Source organism: Hyphomicrobium sp. (genome assembly GCF_020852195.1).
GTDB lineage: Bacteria > Pseudomonadota > Alphaproteobacteria > Rhizobiales > Hyphomicrobiaceae > Hyphomicrobium_C.
In genome coordinates this window covers 11,871-34,832 of the sequence record NZ_JADZBI010000099.1, presented here as the reverse complement: position 1 = coordinate 34,832, position 22,962 = coordinate 11,871, and the positions used below count along the sequence as shown (strand labels likewise).

General features: G+C 66.7%; 19 protein-coding genes and 1 riboswitch. Of the genes, 7 read left to right on the top strand and 12 right to left on the bottom strand.

All coding sequences use genetic code 11. From position 1 onward, the window contains the following. From IT540_RS08150 to fdxA, 4 genes are all read left to right on the top strand, one after another. A partial coding sequence (locus IT540_RS08150; protein ID WP_291175583.1) for a hypothetical protein occupies positions 1-310 on the top strand: 310 nt, incomplete at its 5' end. Between the two features lie 62 nt (positions 311-372). Then, positions 373-756, top strand: coding sequence for a group III truncated hemoglobin (locus IT540_RS08145; RefSeq protein WP_291175580.1), 384 nt, complete (start codon positions 373-375; stop codon positions 754-756). Next, on the top strand, positions 753-1,379 hold the full coding sequence (locus IT540_RS08140; protein ID WP_291175578.1) for a hypothetical protein: 627 nt from the start codon (positions 753-755) through the stop codon (positions 1,377-1,379). Before IT540_RS08145 ends, IT540_RS08140 begins: the two co-directional genes overlap by 4 nt. A 13-nt stretch (positions 1,380-1,392) precedes the next feature. Continuing rightward, entirely contained in the window at positions 1,393-1,737 is a 345-nt protein-coding gene (gene fdxA / locus IT540_RS08135) for a ferredoxin FdxA (protein WP_291175575.1), read from the top strand. A gap of 19 nt (positions 1,738-1,756) precedes the next feature. On the opposite strand, the gene IT540_RS08130 is transcribed toward fdxA, so the two are convergent. The 3 genes from IT540_RS08130 to IT540_RS08120 form a co-directional block, all read right to left on the bottom strand. Then, positions 1,757-2,860 (bottom strand): FAD-binding oxidoreductase, encoded by a 1,104-nt coding sequence (locus IT540_RS08130; RefSeq protein WP_291175572.1) that lies wholly within the window; start codon positions 2,858-2,860, stop codon positions 1,757-1,759. A gap of 261 nt (positions 2,861-3,121) precedes the next feature. Continuing rightward, entirely contained in the window at positions 3,122-6,568 is a 3,447-nt protein-coding gene (locus IT540_RS08125) for a mechanosensitive ion channel domain-containing protein (protein WP_291175569.1), read from the bottom strand. A 196-nt stretch (positions 6,569-6,764) separates the two neighbouring features. Further along, positions 6,765-8,039, bottom strand: coding sequence for a S41 family peptidase (locus tag IT540_RS08120; RefSeq protein WP_291175566.1), 1,275 nt, complete (start codon positions 8,037-8,039; stop codon positions 6,765-6,767). Between the two features lie 191 nt (positions 8,040-8,230). Between IT540_RS08120 and IT540_RS08115 the strand changes: the two genes are divergently transcribed. Continuing rightward, positions 8,231-9,037 carry a class I SAM-dependent methyltransferase gene (locus tag IT540_RS08115; protein ID WP_291175564.1) on the top strand — a complete coding sequence of 269 codons (807 nt, stop codon included), beginning with the start codon at positions 8,231-8,233 and terminating at the stop codon, positions 9,035-9,037. A 36-nt stretch (positions 9,038-9,073) separates the two neighbouring features. Here IT540_RS08115 and IT540_RS08110 read toward each other — a convergent pair whose 3' ends face one another. The 5 genes from IT540_RS08110 to IT540_RS08090 all read right to left on the bottom strand — a co-directional run bounded on the left by IT540_RS08110 (position 9,074) and on the right by IT540_RS08090 (position 15,556). After that, the gene (locus tag IT540_RS08110; RefSeq protein ID WP_291175560.1) at positions 9,074-9,292 is read right to left on the bottom strand and encodes a hypothetical protein; all 219 of its coding nucleotides are present in this window, start codon (positions 9,290-9,292) and stop codon (positions 9,074-9,076) included. 592 nt (positions 9,293-9,884) lie between these two features. Then, positions 9,885-12,731, bottom strand: coding sequence for an aminomethyl-transferring glycine dehydrogenase (gene gcvP / locus IT540_RS08105; RefSeq protein WP_291175557.1), 2,847 nt, complete (start codon positions 12,729-12,731; stop codon positions 9,885-9,887). 22 nt (positions 12,732-12,753) lie between these two features. Next, on the bottom strand, positions 12,754-13,116 hold the full coding sequence (gene gcvH, locus IT540_RS08100; protein ID WP_291175553.1) for a glycine cleavage system protein GcvH: 363 nt from the start codon (positions 13,114-13,116) through the stop codon (positions 12,754-12,756). 13 nt (positions 13,117-13,129) lie between these two features. Then, a complete protein-coding gene (gene gcvT / locus IT540_RS08095) occupies positions 13,130-14,302 on the bottom strand; it encodes a glycine cleavage system aminomethyltransferase GcvT (protein ID WP_291175550.1) in 1,173 nt (390 codons plus the stop codon). A gap of 168 nt (positions 14,303-14,470) precedes the next feature. After that, positions 14,471-14,569: riboswitch (glycine riboswitch) on the bottom strand. Between the two features lie 69 nt (positions 14,570-14,638). Next, a complete protein-coding gene (locus tag IT540_RS08090) occupies positions 14,639-15,556 on the bottom strand; it encodes a squalene cyclase (protein ID WP_291175547.1) in 918 nt (305 codons plus the stop codon). Between the two features lie 262 nt (positions 15,557-15,818). On the opposite strand from IT540_RS08090, the gene IT540_RS08085 reads away from it, so the two are divergent. Next, the gene (locus tag IT540_RS08085; protein WP_291175544.1) at positions 15,819-19,097 is read left to right on the top strand and encodes a tetratricopeptide repeat protein; all 3,279 of its coding nucleotides are present in this window, start codon (positions 15,819-15,821) and stop codon (positions 19,095-19,097) included. 100 nt (positions 19,098-19,197) lie between these two features. Here the strand turns inward: IT540_RS08085 and rfbC are convergent, their stop codons facing one another. Genes rfbC through rfbF form a run of 3 tightly spaced genes read right to left on the bottom strand, consistent with a single transcriptional unit; the run spans position 19,198 to position 21,613 of the window. Beyond that, entirely contained in the window at positions 19,198-19,740 is a 543-nt protein-coding gene (gene rfbC, locus IT540_RS08080; protein WP_291175541.1) for a dTDP-4-dehydrorhamnose 3,5-epimerase, read from the bottom strand. Then, positions 19,737-20,849, bottom strand: coding sequence for a CDP-glucose 4,6-dehydratase (gene rfbG, locus IT540_RS08075; RefSeq protein ID WP_291175585.1), 1,113 nt, complete (start codon positions 20,847-20,849; stop codon positions 19,737-19,739). The genes rfbC and rfbG overlap by 4 nt, the downstream gene beginning before the upstream one ends. After that, the gene (rfbF, locus tag IT540_RS08070) at positions 20,840-21,613 is read right to left on the bottom strand and encodes a glucose-1-phosphate cytidylyltransferase (RefSeq protein WP_291175538.1); all 774 of its coding nucleotides are present in this window, start codon (positions 21,611-21,613) and stop codon (positions 20,840-20,842) included. Before rfbF ends, rfbG begins: the two co-directional genes overlap by 10 nt. A 360-nt stretch (positions 21,614-21,973) precedes the next feature. Between rfbF and IT540_RS08065 the strand changes: the two genes are divergently transcribed. Continuing rightward, on the top strand, positions 21,974-22,111 hold the full coding sequence (locus IT540_RS08065; RefSeq protein ID WP_291175535.1) for an aa3-type cytochrome c oxidase subunit IV: 138 nt from the start codon (positions 21,974-21,976) through the stop codon (positions 22,109-22,111). A gap of 97 nt (positions 22,112-22,208) precedes the next feature. Here the strand turns inward: IT540_RS08065 and IT540_RS08060 are convergent, their stop codons facing one another. Continuing rightward, on the bottom strand, positions 22,209-22,901 hold the full coding sequence (locus IT540_RS08060) for a hypothetical protein (protein ID WP_291175532.1): 693 nt from the start codon (positions 22,899-22,901) through the stop codon (positions 22,209-22,211). Between the last annotated feature and the right edge of the window lie 61 nt (positions 22,902-22,962).

Below are 22,962 nucleotides of genomic sequence, written 5' to 3'. Positions count from 1 at the left end.
GCTGATATGCTATTCGCTGCTTTTCACCATTGCGGCTCTTACGTTCATCGGTAGTGGAGCCGCTCTCTTTGCCGTCGTGATTAGCGCGTTCTTTGCCGTGGTCTTTTTCGCGATCCCGGCCCTCTTCCTCAGGATCAGGGCTGCACGCGACACGCGATGGCGCAGGGATGCCGACGCCGCGACAAGCCCCATCGTGGAGACCTGGACGGGATCGATGCGCCGCTGGGAAGCGGTCGTTCAGATCGTCTCCATACCGCTCGCCATTCTCGTGGGCTTCGCCTTGCTGGCCATCCGGTGGAGTGCGCTGTGAGCCGAAGCGCAACGCCTGCGGATCTGAGGGCGCCCGGCGTCTCTGCAGGCGTCACCGAGCAGATGATCCATGATCTCGTGCATGCCTTCTACGCGAAAGTTCGGCGTGATGCCGTGCTCGGTGCCGTCTTCGAGGCCGAGATCGACGACTGGCCATCGCATCTTGAAAGGATGTGCGCATTCTGGTCCTCGGTGACGCTGATGAGCGGCCGCTACAAAGGCCAGCCGATGGTGGCTCATGCCAAAATTCCGGGAATCGATAGTGCACATTTCGATCGTTGGTTGGCGATCTTTCGCGATACCGCCTCCGAGGTGTGCAGCGGCGAGGCGGTAGCGCTCTTCATCGATCGCGCCGAACGGATCGCGCAATCGCTGCAAATCGGAATTGCGCTCCACAGGTCCGGACGAACCGGCCATCAACACATATCGGAGGAGACTACCCCATGACACCCAAGGCTTCCATCGCGCTTCTTGGATCCCTACTTCTCGTATGGACAGCAGGTCAGGGCCATGCCGCTGATGCGGTCTTTGTCGCCAAGCTGCAACCGCTCAACGCATCGAAAATCGGCGCGTCTGCCAGCGGCAACGCCAGGCTCGAAGTGGCGGATGGAAAACTCATCGTATCGATCGACCTTGCCGGCCTGCCGCCGGGCATGCATCTCCAGCATTTCCACGGCTTCCCCAGCGGCCAGGACGCGACATGTCCGACGAGCGAGCACGATGGCAACGGTGACGGCTACATCGACCTGATCGAGACCGAGCCGGTCGCCGGTACGACAATGGTGCCGTTCCATGCCCATCCCGCGACGCTCGAGATTCCAAGCGACAGCTATCCCGTGGCCGACGAGCACGGCGCTGCGCACTATGAAAAGACGGAGGTCGTGGCGGACATCGAGAGCGCCCTCAAGGAAAAGTTTAAGGCGCCCGTTCTGGCGCTGGAGAAGCGTGTCATCTTCGTGCACGGGGTGGAAAGCAGCACAGCCCTGCCCGACAGCGTGAAGTCTCTTCCAGGTGTGCCGGCGCACGTGACGATACCTATCGCCTGCGGAAAGATCGAAGCGGAGCAATGATCAAGCCTGCACCATGACCTACGTCGTCACCGAAAACTGCATCAAATGCAAGTATACCGACTGCGTCGAGGTCTGCCCGGTGGATTGCTTCTACGAGGGCGAGAACATGCTCGTCATTCACCCGGACGAATGCATCGATTGCGGCGTCTGTGTCCCGGAGTGCCCCGCGGAAGCGATCTTCGCCGACAACGAGCCGCAGGCGACTCCTCACTGGCTGGAGATCAATCGCGTCTATGCGGACCTGTGGCCGAACATCACGGCAAAGAAGCCCCCGCTGCCCGATGCGGACAAGGAGAACGGCCGCAAGGGAAAGGACGTCGAGCTGTCGCCCCTCCCTGCATCGGAGGACGTCACGTGACGAGCACGCTCGGGGACGGTCAGCGAAACAGATCCGCGTCGGGGTCCTCGCGCCCGCGCACCCAGCGGCTCGCAAGCTCCGCGGCGATCTGGCTGAACGTGATGCCGTTGCCTCCGCAAGCGAGCACCGCGAGGCAAGCGGGCCACCCGTCGATCGGCGCGATGTGCGCAAGCCCAGTGCTGCTCTCCGCGAATGCGCCGGCCCACGCATAGTCCAGCTCGAGCTTGCGCCCCGGCAGCAGCCTCTCGACTTTGGCCAGAATCTGCATCGCCTTATTGGTAGTGGCGCTGTCGCGGCGGTCGGGATCGGTGAGGCCGGAATCCTCTCCTCCGGCGACGATGCGATTGTCCGGAGTGGTGCGGATGTAGAGATAGGGATCCGCCGCTTCCCAGATCAGGCAGCGCGACGGCCACAGTGCCGTGGGATCCAGAGGCTTGGTCGCGATCGCCCACGACGACGTTATCTCGAATGCTCCCTTTGGAATGGGATCCACCACCTCGTAGCCGGTCGCGAAGATCGCGCGCCGCGCCGAGACCACGGCACCCTCCGATGTCGTGAGGTCGACGCCGCGGCCCGTGGCGTCGACTTTCTTGATCTCGTGAGGGGCATAGATGCGGGCTCCGAGCCGCCGCGCCGCGCGCAGGCATCCGGCCGCAAGCTGCACCGGGTTGAGCTCCGCGGCGCCCTCCGACCAGGTCGCGCCTGTGCGGTCGATGCCGAACCGGTCCCTGAGGGGCCCCTGCGCCAGGAACTCGGAGGGAAGACCCAGCTTCGCGCGCTGGCGCGCTTCGCCTTCGAGGCCGCGCCAGCCCATCTCGTTCCCGGCCAGATAGAGCGCATGCCGGTCCCGCCAGCCGCACGAGATGCCATGGCGCTTGATGACCTGCTTCAGCGATTGCACGGCGCGGTAGGATCTCAGGTACGCGCGCGCCGCCGCCTTCGCTCCGATCTGGTCGCTCAGTTTCGTGAGCGGCGTATCGAGCTCGAACTGGATCATGGCCGTACTGGCGCGCGTGCTGCCCGTCAGCAGTGGTCGCCTGTCGATCATGACGACGTCGTGGCCGTCGTCGGCAAGCCTGGCTGCAACAAGTGCGCCGCTGACACCGGCGCCGACGATGGCCACATCGCACGTCTCGCCGACTAGTCGGGAACGATGGCTGACGCGGGTGTGCGGGCTGTCGCTCCAAACGGAACGACCTCCGCGGAGATCCTTCTTGGTATTCGACATAGGCCTGGCGGCTGGGCGGTGATGACAAAAAAGGCGGCCCCGATCGCCCGCAAGACGCGGATGTGCGGTCACATCTCGAACATCGGCGGCCGACGCGGCCATGGCAGGAAACGGCTTCGGCCGATCATCGTTCCATGGGTCACGCCGTCCGGTCCGTCAGGACATGCTGATTTCCTGCTGGCGCAGCGCGCGCTCGATGGCGACGTTCAGGTCGTTGATCACCGTCGAGCGATGGGCGAGCTGCAACACGAACGCCCGCACCTCGAACTCGAGCGCCGACGTGCCGAAGCCGATGAAGAATACGCTCGGCGCCGGCGTATCGAGCACCTGCGGCGTCGCCTTGACGGCCGCGAGGATCGCCTCCTGCGCGCGCAGCGTATCCGTTCCATAGCGCACCGCGACCTTGAGCGTGACGCGCGTGATGCTGTCGGTCAGCGTCCAGTTGATTACCTTCTCTGTGATCAACGCCTTGTTGGGGATGATGATCTCCCGGTTCTCGCCGTCGGTCATGCTGGTGGCGCGGATGTGGATGCGCGACACGGTGCCGGTGAGGTCGCCGATTGTCACGGTATCCCCTACCCGACCGGGCCGTTCGAACAGGATGATCAGGCCCGAAATGAAGTTCGCGACGATCTCCTGCAGGCCGAAGCCGACGCCCACGCCGAGCGCCGCGACGATCCATTGCACCTGGCTCCAGTCGAACCCGATGCTGCGGAATGCGAAGACGAGGCCGACGATGGCGATCAGGTAGCGGCTGACCGCCCCGACGGCGTAGCGCGTTCCGGCCTCGATGCGCAGCCGGTGCAGCGCCGTGATCTCGAGCAGACCCGGTAGGTTCCGCGCGGCAATGAACGTGATGACGCCGATCGCGAGTGCGATCAGCACGTTCGACACGGTGACGGGCATGCTGCGCGTCGCGCCGTCGACGGTCACCGTCTGCTGCCAGAGCGGCACGTCGAGCAGCGCCAGCGAGGGAAGCGCCTCCCGCCAGAAGAAGTAGAGCGCTGCGGCAAGCAGCAGGAGCGCCGCCAGCCTGACGAGATTGCGCGTCTGCTCGCTGATCGAGGCGATGTCCACCTCGGGCTCCTCGATCGGTACGGTCTTGCCTTCGCCGGCGTACTCCATCGCCTCCTGGGCCGCGGCCTGCGCGCGCGCTTTCTCGCGCCGTTCGTAGGCACGTCTCACCTCGAGCCGCCGGCGCGTGACGAGCACCTGCCGCATCACCAGGCTGTAGGCCAGGAACGCCGCGAAGATGATGGCCACGGTGAGGATGAGGCCGGCCTGGATCTGCGACGCGCCATCATAGTAACCCCAGAGCGCGAGCCCGGCGACGGCGAGCGGCACCAGCGTCAGCAGCGCGTGCCAGAGGAAACGCGTCATCCAGAGCGCGGTGCCGGGCACCAGGCGCTCGGCGAAAACGCCCCTCCGCGGGTGCAGCACGCGCCAGAGGAAGATCGCGACCGCGATGCCGCCGGCCAGGAACGCGAAGCGGCCCAACCCGTCGCGCAGAGACTGCGCGCTGGAGACGCTGATCATGCCGAGCACGAACGTGACCGGAATGAGCGCATACTTGAGCCACAGGATGTTACCCCACACCAGCTCTCGTGCCCGCTCGCTCCAGCCGAAGTGCGCCGAGAAAAGCCCGTTCTCCACACAGACGAACTGGACGAAGCGAAGGAACGTCACCAGCGAGGCGACCGTGAGCAACCCCGCTCCGACGCCGGCCGAGAACTCGGTAACCTGGGGCGGCTGGCTCAGCAGCCATCCCGCATATCCGAACAGGATCGGCGTGCGCAGTGCCAGCAATGCCGATATGACGAGGGCTTCCGGTGTGCGCAGGTAGTTGTCGCTCGTGTAGCGGCCGAGGGCAGCCTCGATCCGCGCCAGCCGGGCAAGGAGCCGGCGCGAGAACACCATGAGCCCGCCGAAGACGAGAAGCACGATGGCCGTCAGCGCCGGCCGTTCAAGCGCCCGCTCATAGAGCAACCGCCCCGTCGTCTTCCAGTCTTCGACATTTCCGAGCCAGGCGAAGCTGGACCTGACCTGCTTGAACCACGCCATGCCGATCGGCTCGGACGAGGGGAGCCAAAGCAGCCGGCTGTTGAGAAGCGACGTCAGTTGATTGGTCTGGCTGAGAAGGTCGCGCTCGGTCGCGTTCAGCTCCGCGAGCTGGGATATGCGCGTGACAAGGGCGTCGTGAAGCTGCACGTAGAGCTCGCGCCGCGCAACGACCAGTTTTTCGAGGGCGGGACGCACATCCGCCGGAATGGTCTCGCCTTCCTTGGCGGAGATCGCGAGCATCCGCTCCGCCATGGAGCCGGCATCCGCGAGCGCGCGCCGCGCCTCCTCGGCCCGGAGCCGCTTGAGGCGCGCATCGACGATGGTCTGGTCCCGCTCGATGATGTTCCTCTGCAGGCGTGCGCTGGACGGGAGCTGGGCGCGCATGGCACGCAAGAGCTCGCTGAACTCGCCGCCGATGCTGCCGATCTCGAGCACCTGCTGCGCCGCCGCTCGGGCGTCGCGGACGCGCGCGAGCTCCGCCTGGACATTGGCAAGCGTCCCCTTGTTCTCGTCGACGAGCCGGGACGCATCGGCTTCCCGCGACCGGATGACCTCGGTGTCCTTCACATAGGCTTCGAGGACGCGGTGCTGCGCGGACAGCCGGCGCGCTTCCTGCGCGGCTTCCCGCTCCTTCTTGCTGGTCTCGATCTCCTTGAGGGCGCTCACGCGCTGCTCGATGAGGGGAATGCGCTTGGCGAGCTTTTCGAGCTTTGCCGCGGCGAGATCGCGGCGCGCCGTCGCGGATGCCTGTCGTGCGGGAAGGCTGATGATCTCCTGCTCGAGCAGGTGCACCCTGGCCGTCCGCGCCCGCCGCTCTGCGGCCGTTGCGACGCGGCGTGCCTCGACGACGACCGGATCCTGATCCGCGGGCGCCGGGGCCTCGGGGCTTTCCAGGGCATCGAGGGCCTGCTTCTCGGACGTCTGCTCGTCGCGAGCCCCCGTCGCCCGCCCACTCATCTCGCGCAGCCGGGTGTCGAGTTGGCTGAGCTCGCTCTTGAGTGTTGCAGCTTCGCTGTTTGCCGCATCGAGGGCCTGCTGTGCCTCGGTGAGGTCGAGCTTGCCGACGCGCGCGGCGAACTCGTCCTCCACGGTGGACTTCTGCAGCGCTTCGAGCTGCTGCTTTGCTTCCGCGATGCGATCGGGCGCGCGTTGGCTGGCTTCCTGAAAGCGGGTGGTGGCGGCAGCGCTGGCCGCTGCGGCTTCGCTGTGGCCGAGCGCCGTTCGGAGCAGCGTGAGCGCCTCGTCGCGCACCGCCGGCGCAATATCCGTGCGGGCTTCGAGCTCCTGGATGCGTGATTTCGCCCGCTCGATGCCCCGCTCCGGTCCCGCCGCCGGGGCTTCCGTCTCCTGCGCCTCCGGCCCCTGTTTCGGCGTCTCCTTGCCTTCGGCCTTTGCGTCTGGAGTGTTTGGCGGGGCGGCCTTCTCTGCAGGAGCCGGTGCTTGCGCGGGTTGTGCGTCCTGCGCCGCGGCGAACGCAGGCACGAGGAGGAGCGAGAGCGCAAGCGCGCCCGAGGTAAGCCTTGATCGAAGGAATGTCATCATTGAGCCGGGTTAGCCCCATCGGCGGTGGCGATCAACCCCACGCAAGACCGAAAAAACACTGGCGCGCGCGGGCATGGCGAGAGCTACATTTTTCTCCATTCAGGCTTTTGTGCGGCACGGGGCTGTCGCCCTCGCGATGGGCACACAAATGGGGGAATTCCCCCCGAGCGGGGTCTGAGGAGCACGCCGGCCCGGCTCAGTCAACGGGCGCCTCGCCCTGGCTCAGGATCTCGATCGCTTTTTCAAGCTGCGGGTCCCGTCCGGCCGCGTAGGGAATCTCGAACGGGACCTCGACTGTGGGCGCGACGCCCGTACCCTCGAGCCGCTCGCCATCCACCGTGACGTCGTTGACCGCCACCATCAGGAAGCTGCGGTCCGACAACAGAAACCCGCGGCCGGCCAGCAGTGCCCCTGCCGTGCGTGCCCCGATGACGGGGCCGTGGCCGTATTTCTTGAAGCCATAGGTCAGCACTTCCTTTCCACTGCGTGTGCCGCCGTTGACGAGCAGGGCAACGGGCTTGCGCCATTTGAAGCTGGCGACGGAGCGGTCTCCATCCCGCTCGATGAGGGTCATGTCCGGGCCGCGCACATTGAAGAGATCGAGGTAGCGGGGATGCGCGCCGCCCCAGCCGTCGCGAAGATCCCAGATGAGCGCGTCGGCATCCTTGAGCTTTCCGGTGCTTAGCTCCTCGACCATGATGCGCTGGTAGTCTTCTCCCGCATAGGACCAGACGTGGATGTAGCCAAGGCGCTTGCCTTTGGCTTCGATGATGCGCGCGCCGGCTCGCATGGCGGTTCGGAAAGCCTTGCCGGGCTCGATGCGCTCGGGCCGCACGGTCATGACGGAGACCGGCCCCTCGCGGACGCGGCGGATCGTCATGGACACGTCTGTGCCGACCTTGTCGTCGAACGCACGCACCGGCTGGAAGGGGGCACCGTCCACGGTCAGGATTTCGTCGCCGACCACGATGCCGGCCTTGGCAGCCGGCAAGCCGGCGAGGACGCCGGTGACGAATGTCTTTCCTCCGACGTCGCGGGTGAAGACGCCAATTCCGGGATAGGCGATGCCTTTCGGGAAATGCTTGGGGATGTCGCGCCGGAGCCCGTAGGAAAAGATATCGGAAAGCTGGTAGTAGGCGGGCTCGTCGGGCGTCACATGGATCATGTGAGAGGCGTCGAGCTCGCCCAGCATGGCGTTGATCGTGCTTGAGCGCTCGGCCGGCGTCGCGGCCGCGAGATAGCGTGTGCGGTAGCGCGCGCTGATGGCGTCCCAATCCCTTCCCTTGTAGTTGCGGTCATAGAAATTGAAGCGCACGAGGCGGGCAGCCTCATCGAACACCTGGGCGGACGGCGGGTCGGCAGGGCGCGCTTCAGCCAATGCGCCCGACGGGCCGCGGGGACCCGCGACAATGACGGCAGTGAGAGCAAGGATGGCGCAGGCGCGGGCCACAGAGGAGGACGCGGTGAGCATGGGTCTCCCTTTGGATTTTGATTGAGCAACCATCCAATACTTAGTGGGAGAAGAAAAACGTGCTAGATCCAGCCCCCACGAGGGAACCAAGTGTCTGACTTATCGGGATCGTCCGGTCCTGCCGGGTTTGCCCCGCTGCTGACGCGCCGAGAGGCCGGCCAGAGGCGACAGAGAGGAACCATACGAAAGCCATGCGCCGCGACGAACGCACCCTAGATCCCAATGAAGGTGAAAGCGAGATCGAGGCCATCGAGGCGCAATGGACCAGGAAATGGGATGAGCTGGGCGGACCCAAGGGCGATATCGCGGCGATCGAGAAGCGGATCCGCTGGCGCGAGGAGTTCGGCATCATCGATCCGATCGTCTCCGCCCTGCCGCAAGGCGCGCGTTTCCTCGACGGCGGCTGCGGCATGGGCGAGTGGACGGTCTATTTCACCCGCAGAGGCTTTCCGACCGCGGGCCTCGATGTGAGCCGCAAGACGATCGGCGTCCTGCAGTCCCTTTTCCCGGACACCGAGTTCAAGGTCGGCGACATCCGCGCCACCGGTTATCCGGACAACACTTTCGACCTCTATTTCTCCTGGGGCACGTTCGAGCACTTCGAAGAGGGCTTCGGCCCGGTCGTGCAGGAAGCCTTCCGCGTCCTGAAGCCCGGCGGAGTTCTTTTGACGTCGATGCCCTTCGATAACCTGCGCATAGCCTGGAACGCGATCCGCGCGCCCTACCGCATCGGCCCGAAGGCGCCTCCCACCCGCTTCTATCAATGGCGCATGACGCGCGCGGAGCTGGCCCGCGTGCTCGCCAAGGAAGGCTTCGAGGTGGAGGACGTGCACATCATCGGCAAGCGGCAGGGCCTGCAGCGTTTGATGCAGCATGCGCTCGGGATGAGCCCGACCGCCACCGTCACGCGCGGCATCGCATTTCTGCTGGCGCCGTTCGTGCCGAAGATCTGGATCGGACACATGGTGCTTGCCGTTGCCCGGAAGCGGACCGGCTGATCGGACGGACCGAAAGGCACCGCCATCGCACGCGGGCTAGCCCCGCTTGACCACGCGCTCGATCTGGAACAGCGGCTTGAACTTGCGCGCCACCAGCGTCAGGCGCGTCCCCACCGGAACCGCGGGCAGCCCCCGCGTGAGCAGCGGAACCGTGACGCCGCTGTCCGTGAAGAGCTCGCCGTAGTCGCTGCGCCAGGCTGTGATGGTTCCGGTGAAGACGTGCGTGTCCGGTTCAACGGGATGAGAGTCGTCCATTTCGAGATCCATTTTCTTCGGCACCGCGTCCCGGCCGCCGGGCGGACTGCAGTGCGCTATTGCGGCATCGCAGAAAGGTGCAAGGCCATCCATTGGTCGATACGGGGTGTCGCCGCCTCGGTAGCGGCTGTCGATTGCGGAGGGACGCCGGAAGGCGCACCCGCGGCTCCGCGCGCTGCCCGGTTGCGCCTAGTCCGTCGACGGGCGCGGAGGTACGTGCTGCTCGCGTGCGCACCCAATCGGGGGCGGAAAGGTCCGTCGCACGTCGGCATCGTCGCCGATCCCCAGGCAGCGATGGGAGCCGGGGACACGCTCGACGATCGCGATGGAGTGGAATCGGCATGGCATGAGTGGGTACCTCGCGGCGCGATACGGTCGCGCATTCCGCTTGGAGCAAGGCCGGGCTGGCCCGCAGTCCCATTCGACAGTCAGTCTGCGAGGTATACGACTGACCCCCTGTAAAAGACATTCTCCTCGCGACGCGACTGTTGCGTGTTCGGCCGCTGCAGCGCAACAGAAAAAAGCGTGATCGGTCTGGACTGGCGTTGCCGTGCGAACCCGTGACCCGGGTCGGGTCGCGACCGCACGGGGTTTACTCGGCGGCGTCCCTGTAGGTTTCGAGCGGCGGGCACGAGCAGATGAGATTGCGGTCGCCGTGGACGTTGTCGACGCGGTTGACGGGCGGCCAGTACTTGTCGACGCGGAAGGCGCCCGGCGGGAAGCACGCGGCCTCGCGCGAATAGGGCCTGTCCCACGGGCCGATCAGATCCTCAACCGTATGCGGCGCGTTCTTGAGCGGGTTGTTCTTGCGGTCGATGCGCCCCTCCGCGATGGCGCGCGCTTCCTCGTGAATGGCCAGCATGGCGGAGCAGAAACGGTCCAGCTCGGCCTTGGTCTCGCTCTCCGTCGGCTCGATCATCAGCGTGCCGGCAACCGGCCAGCTCATGGTTGGCGCATGGAAGCCGCAATCGATCAGCCGCTTGGCGATGTCGTCCACCGTGACGCCCGCGCTTTCGGCGAGCGGGCGCGTATCGATGATGCACTCGTGCGCCACGCGCCCGTTGCGCCCCGCATAGAGCACCGGATAGGCGCCCTCGAGCCGCTTGGCGATGTAGTTGGCGTTGAGGATGGCGATGCGGGTTGCCTGCGTCAGCCCCTTCCCGCCCATCAGCAGGCAATAGCTCCACGAGATCGGCAGGATGGATGCCGATCCGTACGGCGCCGCCGAGACGGTGTGCTCGCGGCCGTCCGTCTCGGGGTGCCCGGGCAGGAACGGGATGAGATGCACCTTGACGCCAATCGGCCCCATGCCTGGCCCGCCGCCGCCGTGCGGGATGCAGAACGTCTTGTGCAGGTTGATGTGGCCGACGTCGGCGCCGATGTCGCCGGGCCGCGCCAGGCCAACGAGCGCATTGAGATTGGCGCCATCGAAATACACCTGTCCGCCGTTAGCGTGCGTGATCTCGCAAAGCTCGCGCACGGTCTCCTCGAACACCCCGTGCGTCGAGGGATAGGTGATCATGCAAGCGGCCAGCCGCTCCTTGTGCTTCTCGGCCTTGGCGCGGAAGTCGGCGACGTCGATGTTGCCGCCCGCATCAGTGCCGACGACCACCACCGTCATGCCGCACATCTGCGCCGACGCCGGATTGGTGCCGTGCGCGGAGGCCGGGATGAGGCAGACGTTGCGGTCGCTCTCCCCGCGGCTCTTGTGATAGGCGCGAATGGCCAGGAGCCCGGCGTACTCGCCCTGCGCGCCCGAGTTCGGCTGCATCGAGATGGCGTCATAGCCCGTGATGACGCAGAGCTTCCGCGACAGATCGTCGATCAGCTCCTTGTAGCCCTCGGCTTGGTCGGCCGGCACGAACGGGTGCAGCTCGCCGAACTCCGGCCACGAGATCGGCAGCATCTCCGCCGTCGCATTGAGCTTCATCGTGCACGAGCCGAGCGGGATCATCGAGCGGTCGAGCGCCAGGTCGCGGTCGGCGAGGCGGCGCATGTAGCGCGTCATCTCGCTCTCGGCGCGGTTCATATGGAAGATCGGATGCGTCAGGATCTCCGACGTGCGGATGAGGTCCTGCGGCAGCCGCGAGGGCGGATAGGCCTCATGATACCGGAGGTCGAAGCCGCCGAACGCGTGCCACACGGCTTCCAGCGTATCTGGGCGTGTGCGCTCGTCGACGGTGATGCCGATGCGGTCGCTGCCGACCTTGCGCAGGTTCACGCCGTTGTCGACGGCATTCTTGAGGATCAGGCCCTGGTACGGCCCGACCTCGACCGTGAGGGTGTCGAAGTAGGCGCTGGGGCTCACCTTGAAGCCGAGCGACGTCAGCCCGTCGTCGAGGCGCACGGCATCGCGATGCACGCGCTCGGCGATGGCCTTGAGCCCGCGCGGCCCGTGAAAGACGGCATACATCGACGCGATGACGGCGAGCAGCACCTGCGAGGTGCAGATATTAGAAGTGGCCTTCTCGCGGCGGATGTGCTGCTCGCGCGTCTGCAGCGCGAGGCGATAGGCGCGGTTGCCGCGCGAGTCGATCGAGACGCCGACGATACGGCCGGGCAGCGTGCGCTTGTAGGCATCGCGGGTCGCCATGTAGGCCGCGTGCGGCCCGCCGTAGCCCATCGGCACGCCGTAGCGCTGCATGGAGCCGACGGCGATGTCGGCGCCCATCTCGCCGGGAGACTTGAGCAGCGTCAGTGCCAGCGGGTCGGCCGCGACGGCGGCGATGGCACCCGCGGCATGCAGCTTCGCGATCGGACCCGAGAAGTCATGGCAGGCCCCGCACACGCCGGGATACTGGAACAGCGCACCGAACACGCGTTCGGGTTCGAGGTCGCGGAAGGGATCGCCGACAACGACGCGCCAGCCGAGCGGCTCGGCCCGCGTCCTCACCACGGCGAGGGTCTGCGGCAGGCAGTCCTTGTCGACGAAGAAGGCATCGGCCTTGGAGGTCGCAACGCGGCGCGCCATGGCCATCGCCTCGGCCGCCGCCGTGGCCTCGTCGAGCAGCGAGGCATTGGCGATGTCGAGCCCCGTGAGGTCGCCGACGAGCGTCTGGAAGTTGAGCAGCGCTTCGAGACGCCCCTGGCTGATCTCGGGTTGATAGGGCGAATAGGCCGTGTACCAGGCCGGGTTCTCGAAGATGTTGCGCTGGATGGCGGGCGGCATGATGGTGCCGTGGTAGCCCTGCCCGATGAGCGAGGTCAGCACGCGGTTCTTGTTGGCGGTCGCGCGCACCGTGTCGAGGGCACGCCGCTCGGAGAGCGACTTTCCGAAATCGATGCGCGACGCCTGGCGGATGGCCGCCGGCATCGTCTCGTCGATGAGCGCGTGAAGGCTTTCGGCGCCGACCACGGCCAGCATCTCCGTGATCTCGGCCGCCGAAGGGCCGATGTGGCGGCGGTTGGCGAAGTCGTAGGGGTCGTAGGAGCCTGGCATGGTGATCTCCGCGAAAAGGGTCTCAGTCGACGAGCGCCTTGTAGGCGGCTTCGTCAAGGAGGCCGTCGAAGTCTGCGGCGTTGGCGAGCCGCATCCGGTAGAGCCAGCCCTTGCCGAGCGGGTCGGAGTTGACGAGTGCCGGATCCCGCGCGACGGCCACGTTGATCTCGACGACTTCGCCGTCGAGCGGGGCGAACACGTCGGAAGCGACCTTCACCGACTCGACCACCGCCGCGCCGTCGCCCTTCTTCAACGTCGCGCCGACCACCGGCAACTCGACGAAGACGAGGTCGCCGAGCTGGGTCGAGGCGTGCTCGGTGATGCCGACCGTCGCAACGTCGCCCTCCAGCGTCAGCCATTCATGCTCTTCGGTGAATTTTATCACGGGGAAACTCCTTTCATGGCAGGCGGCGGTTGCCGCGCTTGAACTTCGGCTCGACGAATGGCAAGGGCGCGACAGCCATCGGCAGCCGCTTGCCACGCACCTCGGCGAGAACGGTGGTGCCTGGGGCGGCCAGCGCGGGCGGCACGTAGCCCATGGCGACGGGCCGGTCCGCCGTCGGCCCGAAACCGCCGGATGTGACCGTGCCGATCGGCTCTGTGGCGGCATCCGAGGCGAAGATCTGCGCGCCGGCGCGCACGGGCGCCCGCCCTTCGGCCAGCAATCCCACGCGGCATCGCGCGGTTCCGCTGTCGATCTGATCGAGGATGATGCGCGCGCCGGGGAAGCCCCCCTCCCGTGCGCCGCCGCGACGCCGCACGTTCTGTATGGCCCACGAAAGCCCGGCTTCGACGGGCGTTGTCGTCTGATCGAGATCAGCGCCGTAGAGACACAGGCCGGCCTCGAGACGCAGCGAGTCGCGTGCCCCGAGCCCGATCGGCATGACGGCCGCATCGTCGAGCAGCGCTGCGGCGATCTCTGGCGCCCGATCCTCCGGGATGGAAATCTCGAATCCGTCCTCGCCCGTGTAGCCGGAGCGGGTGACGATGCAGGAGGCCCCGAGAATATCGAGCGGCCGCACATCCATGAACGTCATGTCCGCGCACCCTGGCGCAAGACGCGCGAGCACCGCTTCGGCCTTCGGCCCCTGCAGCGCGATCAGCGCCCGGTCGAGCCGTTCGACGTCGCAGGTGTCCGAGAGGTGCGCATTGAGATGGGCCTCGTCGACGTCCTTGCAGGCGGCGTTGACGACGAGGAGCAGATGATCGCCGCGATGCGCGATCATCAGGTCGTCCAGGATGCCGCCGTCGTCGTTGGTGAAGACCGCATAGCGCTGCCGGCCGGCCGCGAGCCCCAGCACGTCGACCGGCACCAGCCGCTCGAGCGCCAGCGCGGCGTCCGACGTGCGGCCCGATTTGGCGCGCACGACGATCTGTCCCATGTGCGACACGTCGAAAAGGCCTGCCGCCGCCCGCGTGTGCAGGTGCTCCTTGAGGACGCCCGCTGCATACTGCACCGGCATCTCGTAGCCGGCGAACGGCACCATTCGCGCGCCGCGCGCGACATGCAACGCATGGAGCGGCGTGCGGGCCAGAACGGCGGCGGATTCGGCGTGCGGTCTATCGCTCACGTCGGGGCTCCATCTCTCTCCCACGCACGGATGTGCGCGGAAAACGAGCCCCCTCTGTCGCGAGACCTGAAAGATTAGGCGCCGCGCCCGCCACGTGTCCGGCAGGTCTGGCCCCTTGTCATCGTCGGTGGATGAGACGGCTCACCGTCGCATCGCTTTCCAGAGTGTCATCGGACTGCGGTCCGTTTGCCTGAGAGTTTCCGGGGCGGTTGCTCCTTCGGCGCCGGCCGGCCACTTGGGCAAGCCGATCTCTTCCGCAGTCCATTGCTGACGTTGGGGAACATGGTGAGCTTCGGCATTGCGGTCAAGGCAACTTTCGTCGCGGGCGGATATGGATCACCCTGCATGCCAATCAAGCACCCGCAGCGCGCGCAGCGTGTTCCAGCGGCTGGCGTGTCCGATGTTGGTTTCCATGTCGAGCGGAATCCGCTCGTGGTCAGGGTTGAGCACATCGAGCGCCCATCGCCCGTTCGCATCGCGTCGCTGTTCCACCAGTGCAACGGCCTCGCCGACCCGTTCGTCGGGCTTGACGTCGGCGCTCCGCAGATAGTCGAGCCCACGCAGCACGTCGTAGTACCAGATCGTTGGGAACGAGAACTGCGTCCAGCGGGCCTTTATCACCTCGCCGGTGGTCAGCGACCTCAGCATGCGCCGCTCCAGGAGGTAGTCCTGCCCGCGGGCGCGCGCCTGTGTCACCGCGGGCGTGGCGCCGTGGGCCTCCTCGTAGGCGAGCAGCCCTTCTAGCACGCAGATCGTGGAGTGGAACGACGACCGCGTGCTCGGCGGCGCCTCACAGTTCCAGCCGCCGTCCGCAAGCTGCTCGTCGAGCAGACGCCCGAGCAGCCGTTCGACCGGCGCGCCGAAGTAGGCGCCCGCCGCCAGGATGCGCCCGTTGATGCAGGCCTCGGTCTCGCCGTCGAAGAAGGGCCGGCCGTCGAGCTGCCACCAAGCGATGCGCTCCTGCACGAGGTCAACCGCACTGCGCACCTTCTCGTCCGCCGGGTCCGCGCCCAGCTCCTTGAGCAGCGCCAGCGCGTCGTTGGTGGACATCCACCCGTGCTCCTGCTCGTCGCTCCAGTGGCCGTCGGGAGATTGCAGTGCAAGCAGCTCGGCGCCCCAGCCCTCCCAGGCGACGCGCGACCGCTCGGCCGCCACGACCTCCTCGGGCTCGTCGGTGAGGTCGCGCAGGACCTGCCACCGGATCGACGGATCGGACTGGAGCAGCCATTCCACGATGGCGGATCTGTCTGTCATACCTCTCTCCGCAGCCTGCGGGCGACCGCTCGCATCTCGACATCCAAATTGAACGAATCTGGGGCCTGCCGCAGGCGTGTCGGCAGGCATCCGAGGGTTGGAGCGGAGCGGGAGTGTGCGCTTCAGATCTAATTGATTTGGCGCCATAAAATCCGATTCTTCGCGCATGGCGCGCGTCGAAGCACAAGCCTCGCGCAGGATTGCGCCACTATAAGCCGGCCTCGATTATGGCGATGATGATCAGCCCCCCGACCGAGGGAAGATGAGCCGGAAACAGCGGCGGCTTACGCAGTCGAATTCGCGGGCAGCCGCAGCGCCCGCCCAGGATCCGCTGCTCGCCCGTGATTTTCGCGAGGCCGTGGAGCACCTGCGCGAAGGCAGGCTGCAGCAGTCCGAGGCAATCCATCGCCGCATCCTGGCACGGACGCCGCGCCACGCGCCGAGCCTGCACAACCTCGGCCTGATCGCCTTCAGGAGCAACGCTTGCAACGAGGCCATCGACTACATCCGCCAGAGCCTCGCCATCGATCCCAAGTCGCACAAGGCCTGGCTGAGCCTCGCCGTCATGTTGCGCGACGCCAGCCGCCTGGACGAGGCCATCTCGGCCTGCCGGCAATGCGTGGCGCTCGCGCCGGCGGATGCAAAAGCGTTTTCCGTGCTCGGCAACCTGTTGCGCGCGGCACAGAACGACGTCGATGCCGTCGCCGCCTACGAGGAATCGCTCAAGCTCAAGCCCGATCAGCCGACAGTGCTCGCGAAGATGGGCGAGCTTCTGCTGCAGGCCGGCAATGCCGGGGAGGCGTTGGAGCTCTGCCGCCGGGCACGCGCGCTCGATCCCGATCTTGCCGGCGCGCAAAGCCTGGAGCGTCGCATCCTCGCGGCCACCGGGCAGCGCGACACGGCCGAGGCCATGATCGATGCCGCGACCGACGATCCGGCCGAACGGGCGCGCCTTTGCGACGAGCTGGCGACCTTCCTGCGCGCGGAGAAGCGTTTCGCGGAGGCCGTACCGGTCCAGCGGCGCGCGACAACGCTCGTGCCGGACCGGGCGGACTATCATTTCAATTTCGCCTCGGCACTCGAAGGAGCCGGCAAGAAGCGGGACGCGCTCTCGGCATACCAGGCAGGCCTCGCGCTTGAGCCCGAGCGTGACGACGCCTACGCGCGCGTCGGCACTTTGTTGCGCGGCATGGAGATGCACGAGGGTGCGGCCACAGCGCTCGAGCATGCGGTGAAGCTGAACCCGGAGCTCACCAACGCCCACTACGACCTCGGCATCACCTACAAGTTGATGGGCCGCACCGAGGAAGCCCGCGCGGCGATCGGCCGGGCCATCGCATGCGCGCCGGACTCTCTCGTCTTCCGCTTCGAGCACATCCACCTGCGGCGCATCCTATGCGACTGGGACGGCCTCGACGCCGAGGAGGCACGCAGCCTCGATCTCCTGGAGACGTCGAAGAGCTGCGTCGCGCCCTTCCTCCTTCTCCCCATGCCGTCGGATCGGGCGATGCAGTTCAAGGCGGCGCAGCGCTTTGCGCGAGCTGTCGCCGCGCCCGCCGAGCAGAGGTTCGAAAGCCACCTCACCGGATCGAGGCGCGACCGGCGCATTCGCGTCGGCTATGTCTCGGCCGATTTCTTCGCGCACGCGACCGCGTTCCTGCTGGCCGAGGTGCTCGAGAAGACCGATCGCAGCCGCTTCGAGCTCTTCGCCTATTGCTACAGCCCCGACGACGGCAGCGACATGCGCCGCCGCGTTGTTGCAGCCTTCGACCGCTTCGTCGACATCGGCACCATGACCGACCGCGAGGCGGCCGCCGCCATCCATGCCGACGGCATCGACATCCTGGTCGACCTCAAGGGCTACACGCGCCACGCGCGCACGGAGATCTTCTCCTATCGTCCTGCGCCGATCCAGGTGAACTATCTCGGCTATCCAGGCACCATGGGCGCCGACTACATCGACTACGTCCTCGCCGACCCGGTCGTCGCACCGATGGAGCATCAGGAGCACTACACCGAGCGCATCGTTCACCTTCCGCATTGCTACCAGCCCAACGACCGCCAGCGTAAGATCGCCGATGCGCCGATGACGCGCGCCGAGTTCGGGCTGCCGGAGGACGCCTTCGTCTTCTGCTCGTTCAACAACCCCTACAAGCTCACCCCGGTACTGTTCGACGTCTGGATGCGCCTGCTCAAGCGCGTCCCGGGCGCCGTCCTGTGGATCTATGCCAAGGAGGCAGGGTGCCGCGAGAACCTAGCGCGCGAGGCGGCGGCGCGCGGCGTCGACCCGGCGCGTCTGATCCTTGCCACGCCGCGCCCGCCCGCCGAGCATCTTGCGCGCCTGCGACTTGCCGATCTCTTCCTCGATACCCCCCAGTACAACGCCCACACCACCGCGAGCGACGCGTTGTGGGCCGGGCTCCCCGTTCTGACGTGCATCGGCGAGACCTTCTCGGGTCGCGTCGCGGCGAGCATTCTCACCGCCATGAACCTCGACGAGCTGATCACCGACAGCCTGGACGCCTACGAGCGGGCTGCTATCGCCTTCGCCGAGGACAGGCGCCGGCTCGAGCCGATCCGGCGCAAGATCGCCGCTGAGCGCGAGACCGCTCCGCTGTTCGATTCCGACCGCTACACCCGCAATCTTGAACGGGCCTATGAGACCATGGTGGACATCATGAGACGAGGAGAGGTGGCGCGGCCGTTCGCCGTGGTGGAGAGCGAGCCGGACATCCTGGCAGGCGCGGCGGCGCCAGCACCGCTCCTCGATGCGCGCGCCCACTACGCGTGTTGCCCGCTGTGTGATAGCGACGACATTCCCTATCAGATCGAGGCCAGGATCACCGATCATCCGCACTACAAGCCGGAGCTTCCGCCGACCGTGAAGTGGCGCGGATGCAGTGACTGCGGGCACATCTTCGCCGAGGGCCATTTGACGCCCGAGGCGCGCGATCTCGTGTTCCCGCCGACCGACGAGAGCCAGCGAATCGGCGAGAACATCGAGGCCGGACGCAGGCGCGCGGCGCGTATCGTCGAGCGCGTGGTGCGCTACGCACCCGCCGGCGAATGGCTCGACGTCGGCACAGGCGACGGCGCGCTTCTGTTCGCCGCTGACGAGTGGGGCTACGAGGCCGTCGGCACCGACCGCTCGATCAGCAGCGTCGAGACGCTGCTGAAGCTCGGCATCAAGGCCTATTGGGACGACGTCGAGGACATTCCGGCCATCGACCGCTTCAGCGTGGTGAGCATGGTGGACGGGCTGCAGCGCAGCCCCTATCCGAGACGCGCGCTCGCGGCCGTCCACCGCATGATGCGCCGCGGCGGTGCGCTGTTCCTGTCGATGCCGAACAGCGACACCCTGATGTGGCGCATCCTCGATGCCTCGGGCGCGAACCCCCATTGGGGCGATCTCGCGCACTATCACATCTTCACGCGCGAGCGCCTCGTGAAGCTGCTTGCCGCACAGGGCTTCAAGTTCGCCGAGTACAACGTCGGCGAGGGCGAGGCGAGCCGCATGGAAGTGATCGCCATCAAGGTCTAGATCCTTTTCCGGTCATTCTCTTTCTTCACGAGGGGGGGGAGGAAGCCACGCGATTCCTTAAGGTCGGATCTTGCTCTAGCGGCGCCGGCGACACTGCGGCTCAGACAAGCGCCATCGGCCTGTACGGCGCGTGCGCCATGTCGCGCGTACTGATGACGCTCGGCGCGAAGGGCCAGTCGATGCCGAACGCCGGATCGTCGAAGCGGACGCCGCGATCGAGCTCCGGCGCATAGACCTCCGACACCTGATAGAAGACCTCGCAGTCGTCCTCGAGCGTCAGGAAGCCGTGCGCACACCCCGGCGGCACGTAGAGCGCATTACGCTTGGCAGCGTCCAACTCCACGCCCGCCCAGCGGAGATAGGTCACGGACTCCGGCCTCAGATCGAGCGCAACGTCGAACACCCGGCCGCGAATGGCGCGCACGAGCTTGGCCTCCGACTTCGGTTCCGCCTGATAGTGCAGGCCGCGCAGCGTGCCGCGCTTGTGGTTGTGGGACAGGTTGCAGTGCGGATAGACGGAGGCCAGCCCCTGCGCGGCGAACGTATCGGCGCAGAACGCGCGCGCAAACATCCCGCGCGCGTCGACGTGCCCGTCCAGCTCGACGACGAATGCCCCTGCAACCGCTGTCGGCGTAAATCTCATGCTTGCACCATCAGCTCGTCCTCCGCACGCGCGGCGCGCGGCTCGGAGACGGCGAGCTGTTCGTAGGCCGCGATCTGGTCGAGCGAGAAGGCGCGCATGTCGGCGCCATTGCGGTCGGCCTTGTACCAGTCGGCAGTCCAGTCGACGGTCTGCCGCAGCGTGAGGCGAGGCCGCCAGCCGAGTGCTCCGCGGGCGCGTGCAGAGCTGAGCCCGAGCGTGGCGGCCTCGTGAGGATGCAGGCCCGCGGCCGGCATCCAGGCGTTCTCGACGCCATAGGCAGCGGCGAAAGCTTCGGCCAATTCGGATACGGTCGCGACGCACGCCGCATCGGGCCCGAAGTTGAAGGCTTCCGGCAGGATGCCGTCGCGATCCTCCGTCAATGCTTGCGCGAACCGCAGGTATCCCGAAAGCGGTTCCAGCACATGCTGCCACGGGCGCACGGCATGGGGGTAGCGCAGCAGCAGCGGCGCCCCGCGGTCGAGCGCACGCACGAAGTCGGGGCTCAGACGGTCCTTGGCCCAATCGCCGCCGCCGATCACGTTGCCGGCGCGCGCGGTGGCCAGCCGAACGCCAAGCTCATCGAGAAAGCTTACCCGATAGCTGTGGCACACGATCTCGGCGCAGGTTTTGGACGCGCTGTAGGGATCGTGTCCCCCGAGCCGGTCCGTCTCTACGAAGGGCCGGCCGCCGCCGTCGTTGGCGTAGACCTTGTCCGAAGTGATCACGAGCACCGCCCTCACCGACGGGCACGCCCGAACCGCCTCGAGCACATGCACCGTTCCCATGACGTTGGTCGCGAAGGTGTCCGCGGGCGCATCGTAGGAGGGGCGTACCAGGGCCTGCGCCGCCATGTGGAGTACGATCTCGGGCTGCACCGCCCGCATGCGCGCGCGAAGCGCCTCGCCGTCGCGGATGTCCTGGACGTGGTGGCGCCCGGCGCGCCAGGGCGCGAGCTTCTCGTAGAGCGATGGATGGGTCTCGGGTGCCAGCGCGACTGCCGAAACCACGGCGCCGAGTTTTTCGAGCCACAGGCAGAGCCACGCCCCCTTGAAGCCTGTGTGCCCGGTCACGAGCACGCGCCGTCCGCGCCAGAACGCGTCTAGTTCCACGTCTTCCACGGCGCTTTCCCGGAGTTCCAGAGATCCTCGAGCTGCATGCGGTCGCGCAGAGTGTCCATCGGCTGCCAGAAGCCGTCGTGCTCGAAGGCGGCGAGCTGCCCGTTGTTGGCGAGCCATTCGAGCGGGCCCGCCTCCCAGATCGTGTCGTCGCCCTCGATCAGATCGATGACGGAGCGGTCGAGCACGAAGAACCCGCCGTTGATGCGCTGCCCGTTGGCCTTCGGCTTTTCGACGAACGCGCTGACGCGTCCGTTCTCGATGTTGGCGGTGCCGAAGCGGCCGGGCGGCATGACGGCGCACATGGTGGCTTTGAGACCGTGGCTGCGATGAAAGGCGATCTCGGCCGAAAGGTCGATGTCGCTGACCCCGTCTCCGTAGGTCATGCAGAATGGCTCGTCGGGGTCGAGATAGTCGCGCACGCGCCGGATGCGCCCGCCTGTCATCGAATGCGCGCCGGTATCGACCACGGTCACGCGCCAGTTGAGCCGCTGCGCCTTGTGGTAGGCGATGGCGTTGGTCGCGAGGTCCACGGTTATGTCGTTGTGGTGTAGGCAGAGGTTAACGAAGTACTCCTTGATCATGTAGCCCTTGTAGCCGGCACAGATGATGAAGTCCGTGAGGCCGTGATGGGCATAGATGTTCATGATGTGCCACAGGATCGGCTTCTCGCCGATCTCAACCAGCGGCTTGGGGCGGACGCCGGTCTCCTCCGCGAGGCGCGAGCCGAGGCCGCCGGCGAGAATCACGACCTTCATTCGGATGGGCTCCACGGCAACGGCGAAGGTTGGACGACGGCACGCGCGGTTCCACGAAGCGATGGAATCTCAGTACCCGTCTAGTATCCGATTCGATCTTGAGCGAGGCTTGTGCGCGCCAACGCATTGAGTTTCCTTCGTTATCGTCGATCCACGATCTGTGCGCGCACCCATCCGCCCGACGGACATTCCGCCCGACCTTCCACCATGAGCGGACTTCGCGGTGGCGGCCCGTGAGCATCGCGGAGGTAGGCATCCGTCGCGGATCTGACCTGCGCATCCGGACTGGAACGCCAGCATCCCGCCGCCGTTGACGTTGCGCCGACGTCCGATCAATCGATCGAATGAGGAGGTTCCACGATGGCAACCTACGATCCCGTCGTCGATGCCGACTACCCCGCGCATGTCCAGACTTACCGCTCCTTTGTCAGGGGCGTCATGCTGGCAATCGCGACCGCCGCGCTCGTCCTGACCCTGCTGGCGGTCTTTCTTCTCTGACCGTGCTTCGGGCACGAGCGGCCCGAAGAGTTGTGAACCGTGGATCTTCTCGATCGATTCGGACCGCACGCGTCCGAAGCGGCGGTGTAGCGTGGCCTCACCGCCCGAGCCGCTCGCACGTGACCTTCCACCGTTCCTTGGTCATGTGGGTGCTGGGATCCCAGAGCTTCATGCATTCCTCGAGGTTGGCGCCAGCCGCGCCGCCGCCGCGCTTAATCCTGTCGGGCTCCTCGCCAATGGAGTTGGTCATTCGCCCCGGGCCGGAATCGGCCGGGTTGCCCGACGGGTCGGTCGGAATGAGCGGATCGCCGCTGTTCGCTGTGCCTGCTGACCCGGCGCCGCCGCTTCCGCCCAGAGGCGCATCCGTCTCGGGTGTCGTGGTTTCTAGGTCGCGTTGCGCATCAAGTGCGCCGGGCGGCGGGTCGCGACGGTAGATCGGCGAGTTCGGCTCCGCGTTGCCCGCGGACGGCACCGGCGGAACCCCGGTGTCACGCTGCGGAATGGGGGAGGGTGCCATCGCCGGCGATCGGGATTGCGGGCCTGTAGCTGGGCTGCGCGTCGAGGGACTGGTCACCGCGTCACCCGTTGCGCTGCTTCCGGCGCCGGTGCTGGTGCCGGTGCCGCCTCCGGATCCGCTTGACCCGGCACTTCCTCCGCTGCCGCTCGACTGCGCGACCACCGACGCGGGTGTCAGCGCGAAAACGGAGCAGAGGAGGGCGAGCGGCAGCAGTGTGATGGCACGCGCGTGGCGCGCTGGTGCGAAGCGCGCCGTCCGGTTGAAGAGAGCCATGGGGTCGAGCCTCCGTGCTGGGCAACGCGGCGGCTGGGGTACGCTCCGCGTTGCAGGCCAA

Bases quoted from the DNA above. Each gene is read 5' to 3' on its own strand.
- IT540_RS08110 (WP_291175560.1), bottom strand. From the start codon at position 9,292: ATGGACGACTCTCATCCCGTTGAACCGGACACGCACGTCTTCACCGGA.
- rfbC (WP_291175541.1), bottom strand. From the start codon at position 19,740: ATGAGATTTACGCCGACAGCGGTTGCAGGGGCATTCGTCGTCGAGCTG.
- IT540_RS08115 (WP_291175564.1), top strand. From the start codon at position 8,231: ATGCGCCGCGACGAACGCACCCTAGATCCCAATGAAGGTGAAAGCGAG.
- rfbF (WP_291175538.1), bottom strand. From the start codon at position 21,613: ATGAAGGTCGTGATTCTCGCCGGCGGCCTCGGCTCGCGCCTCGCGGAG.
- IT540_RS08140 (WP_291175578.1), top strand. From the start codon at position 753: ATGACACCCAAGGCTTCCATCGCGCTTCTTGGATCCCTACTTCTCGTA.
- IT540_RS08120 (WP_291175566.1), bottom strand. From the start codon at position 8,039: ATGCTCACCGCGTCCTCCTCTGTGGCCCGCGCCTGCGCCATCCTTGCT.
- IT540_RS08145 (WP_291175580.1), top strand. From the start codon at position 373: ATGATCCATGATCTCGTGCATGCCTTCTACGCGAAAGTTCGGCGTGAT.
- IT540_RS08085 (WP_291175544.1), top strand. From the start codon at position 15,819: ATGAGCCGGAAACAGCGGCGGCTTACGCAGTCGAATTCGCGGGCAGCC.
- IT540_RS08125 (WP_291175569.1), bottom strand. From the start codon at position 6,568: ATGATGACATTCCTTCGATCAAGGCTTACCTCGGGCGCGCTTGCGCTC.
- IT540_RS08060 (WP_291175532.1), bottom strand. From the start codon at position 22,901: ATGGCTCTCTTCAACCGGACGGCGCGCTTCGCACCAGCGCGCCACGCG.
- IT540_RS08065 (WP_291175535.1), top strand. From the start codon at position 21,974: ATGGCAACCTACGATCCCGTCGTCGATGCCGACTACCCCGCGCATGTC.
- fdxA (WP_291175575.1), top strand. From the start codon at position 1,393: ATGACCTACGTCGTCACCGAAAACTGCATCAAATGCAAGTATACCGAC.
- IT540_RS08090 (WP_291175547.1), bottom strand. From the start codon at position 15,556: ATGACAGACAGATCCGCCATCGTGGAATGGCTGCTCCAGTCCGATCCG.
- gcvP (WP_291175557.1), bottom strand. From the start codon at position 12,731: ATGCCAGGCTCCTACGACCCCTACGACTTCGCCAACCGCCGCCACATC.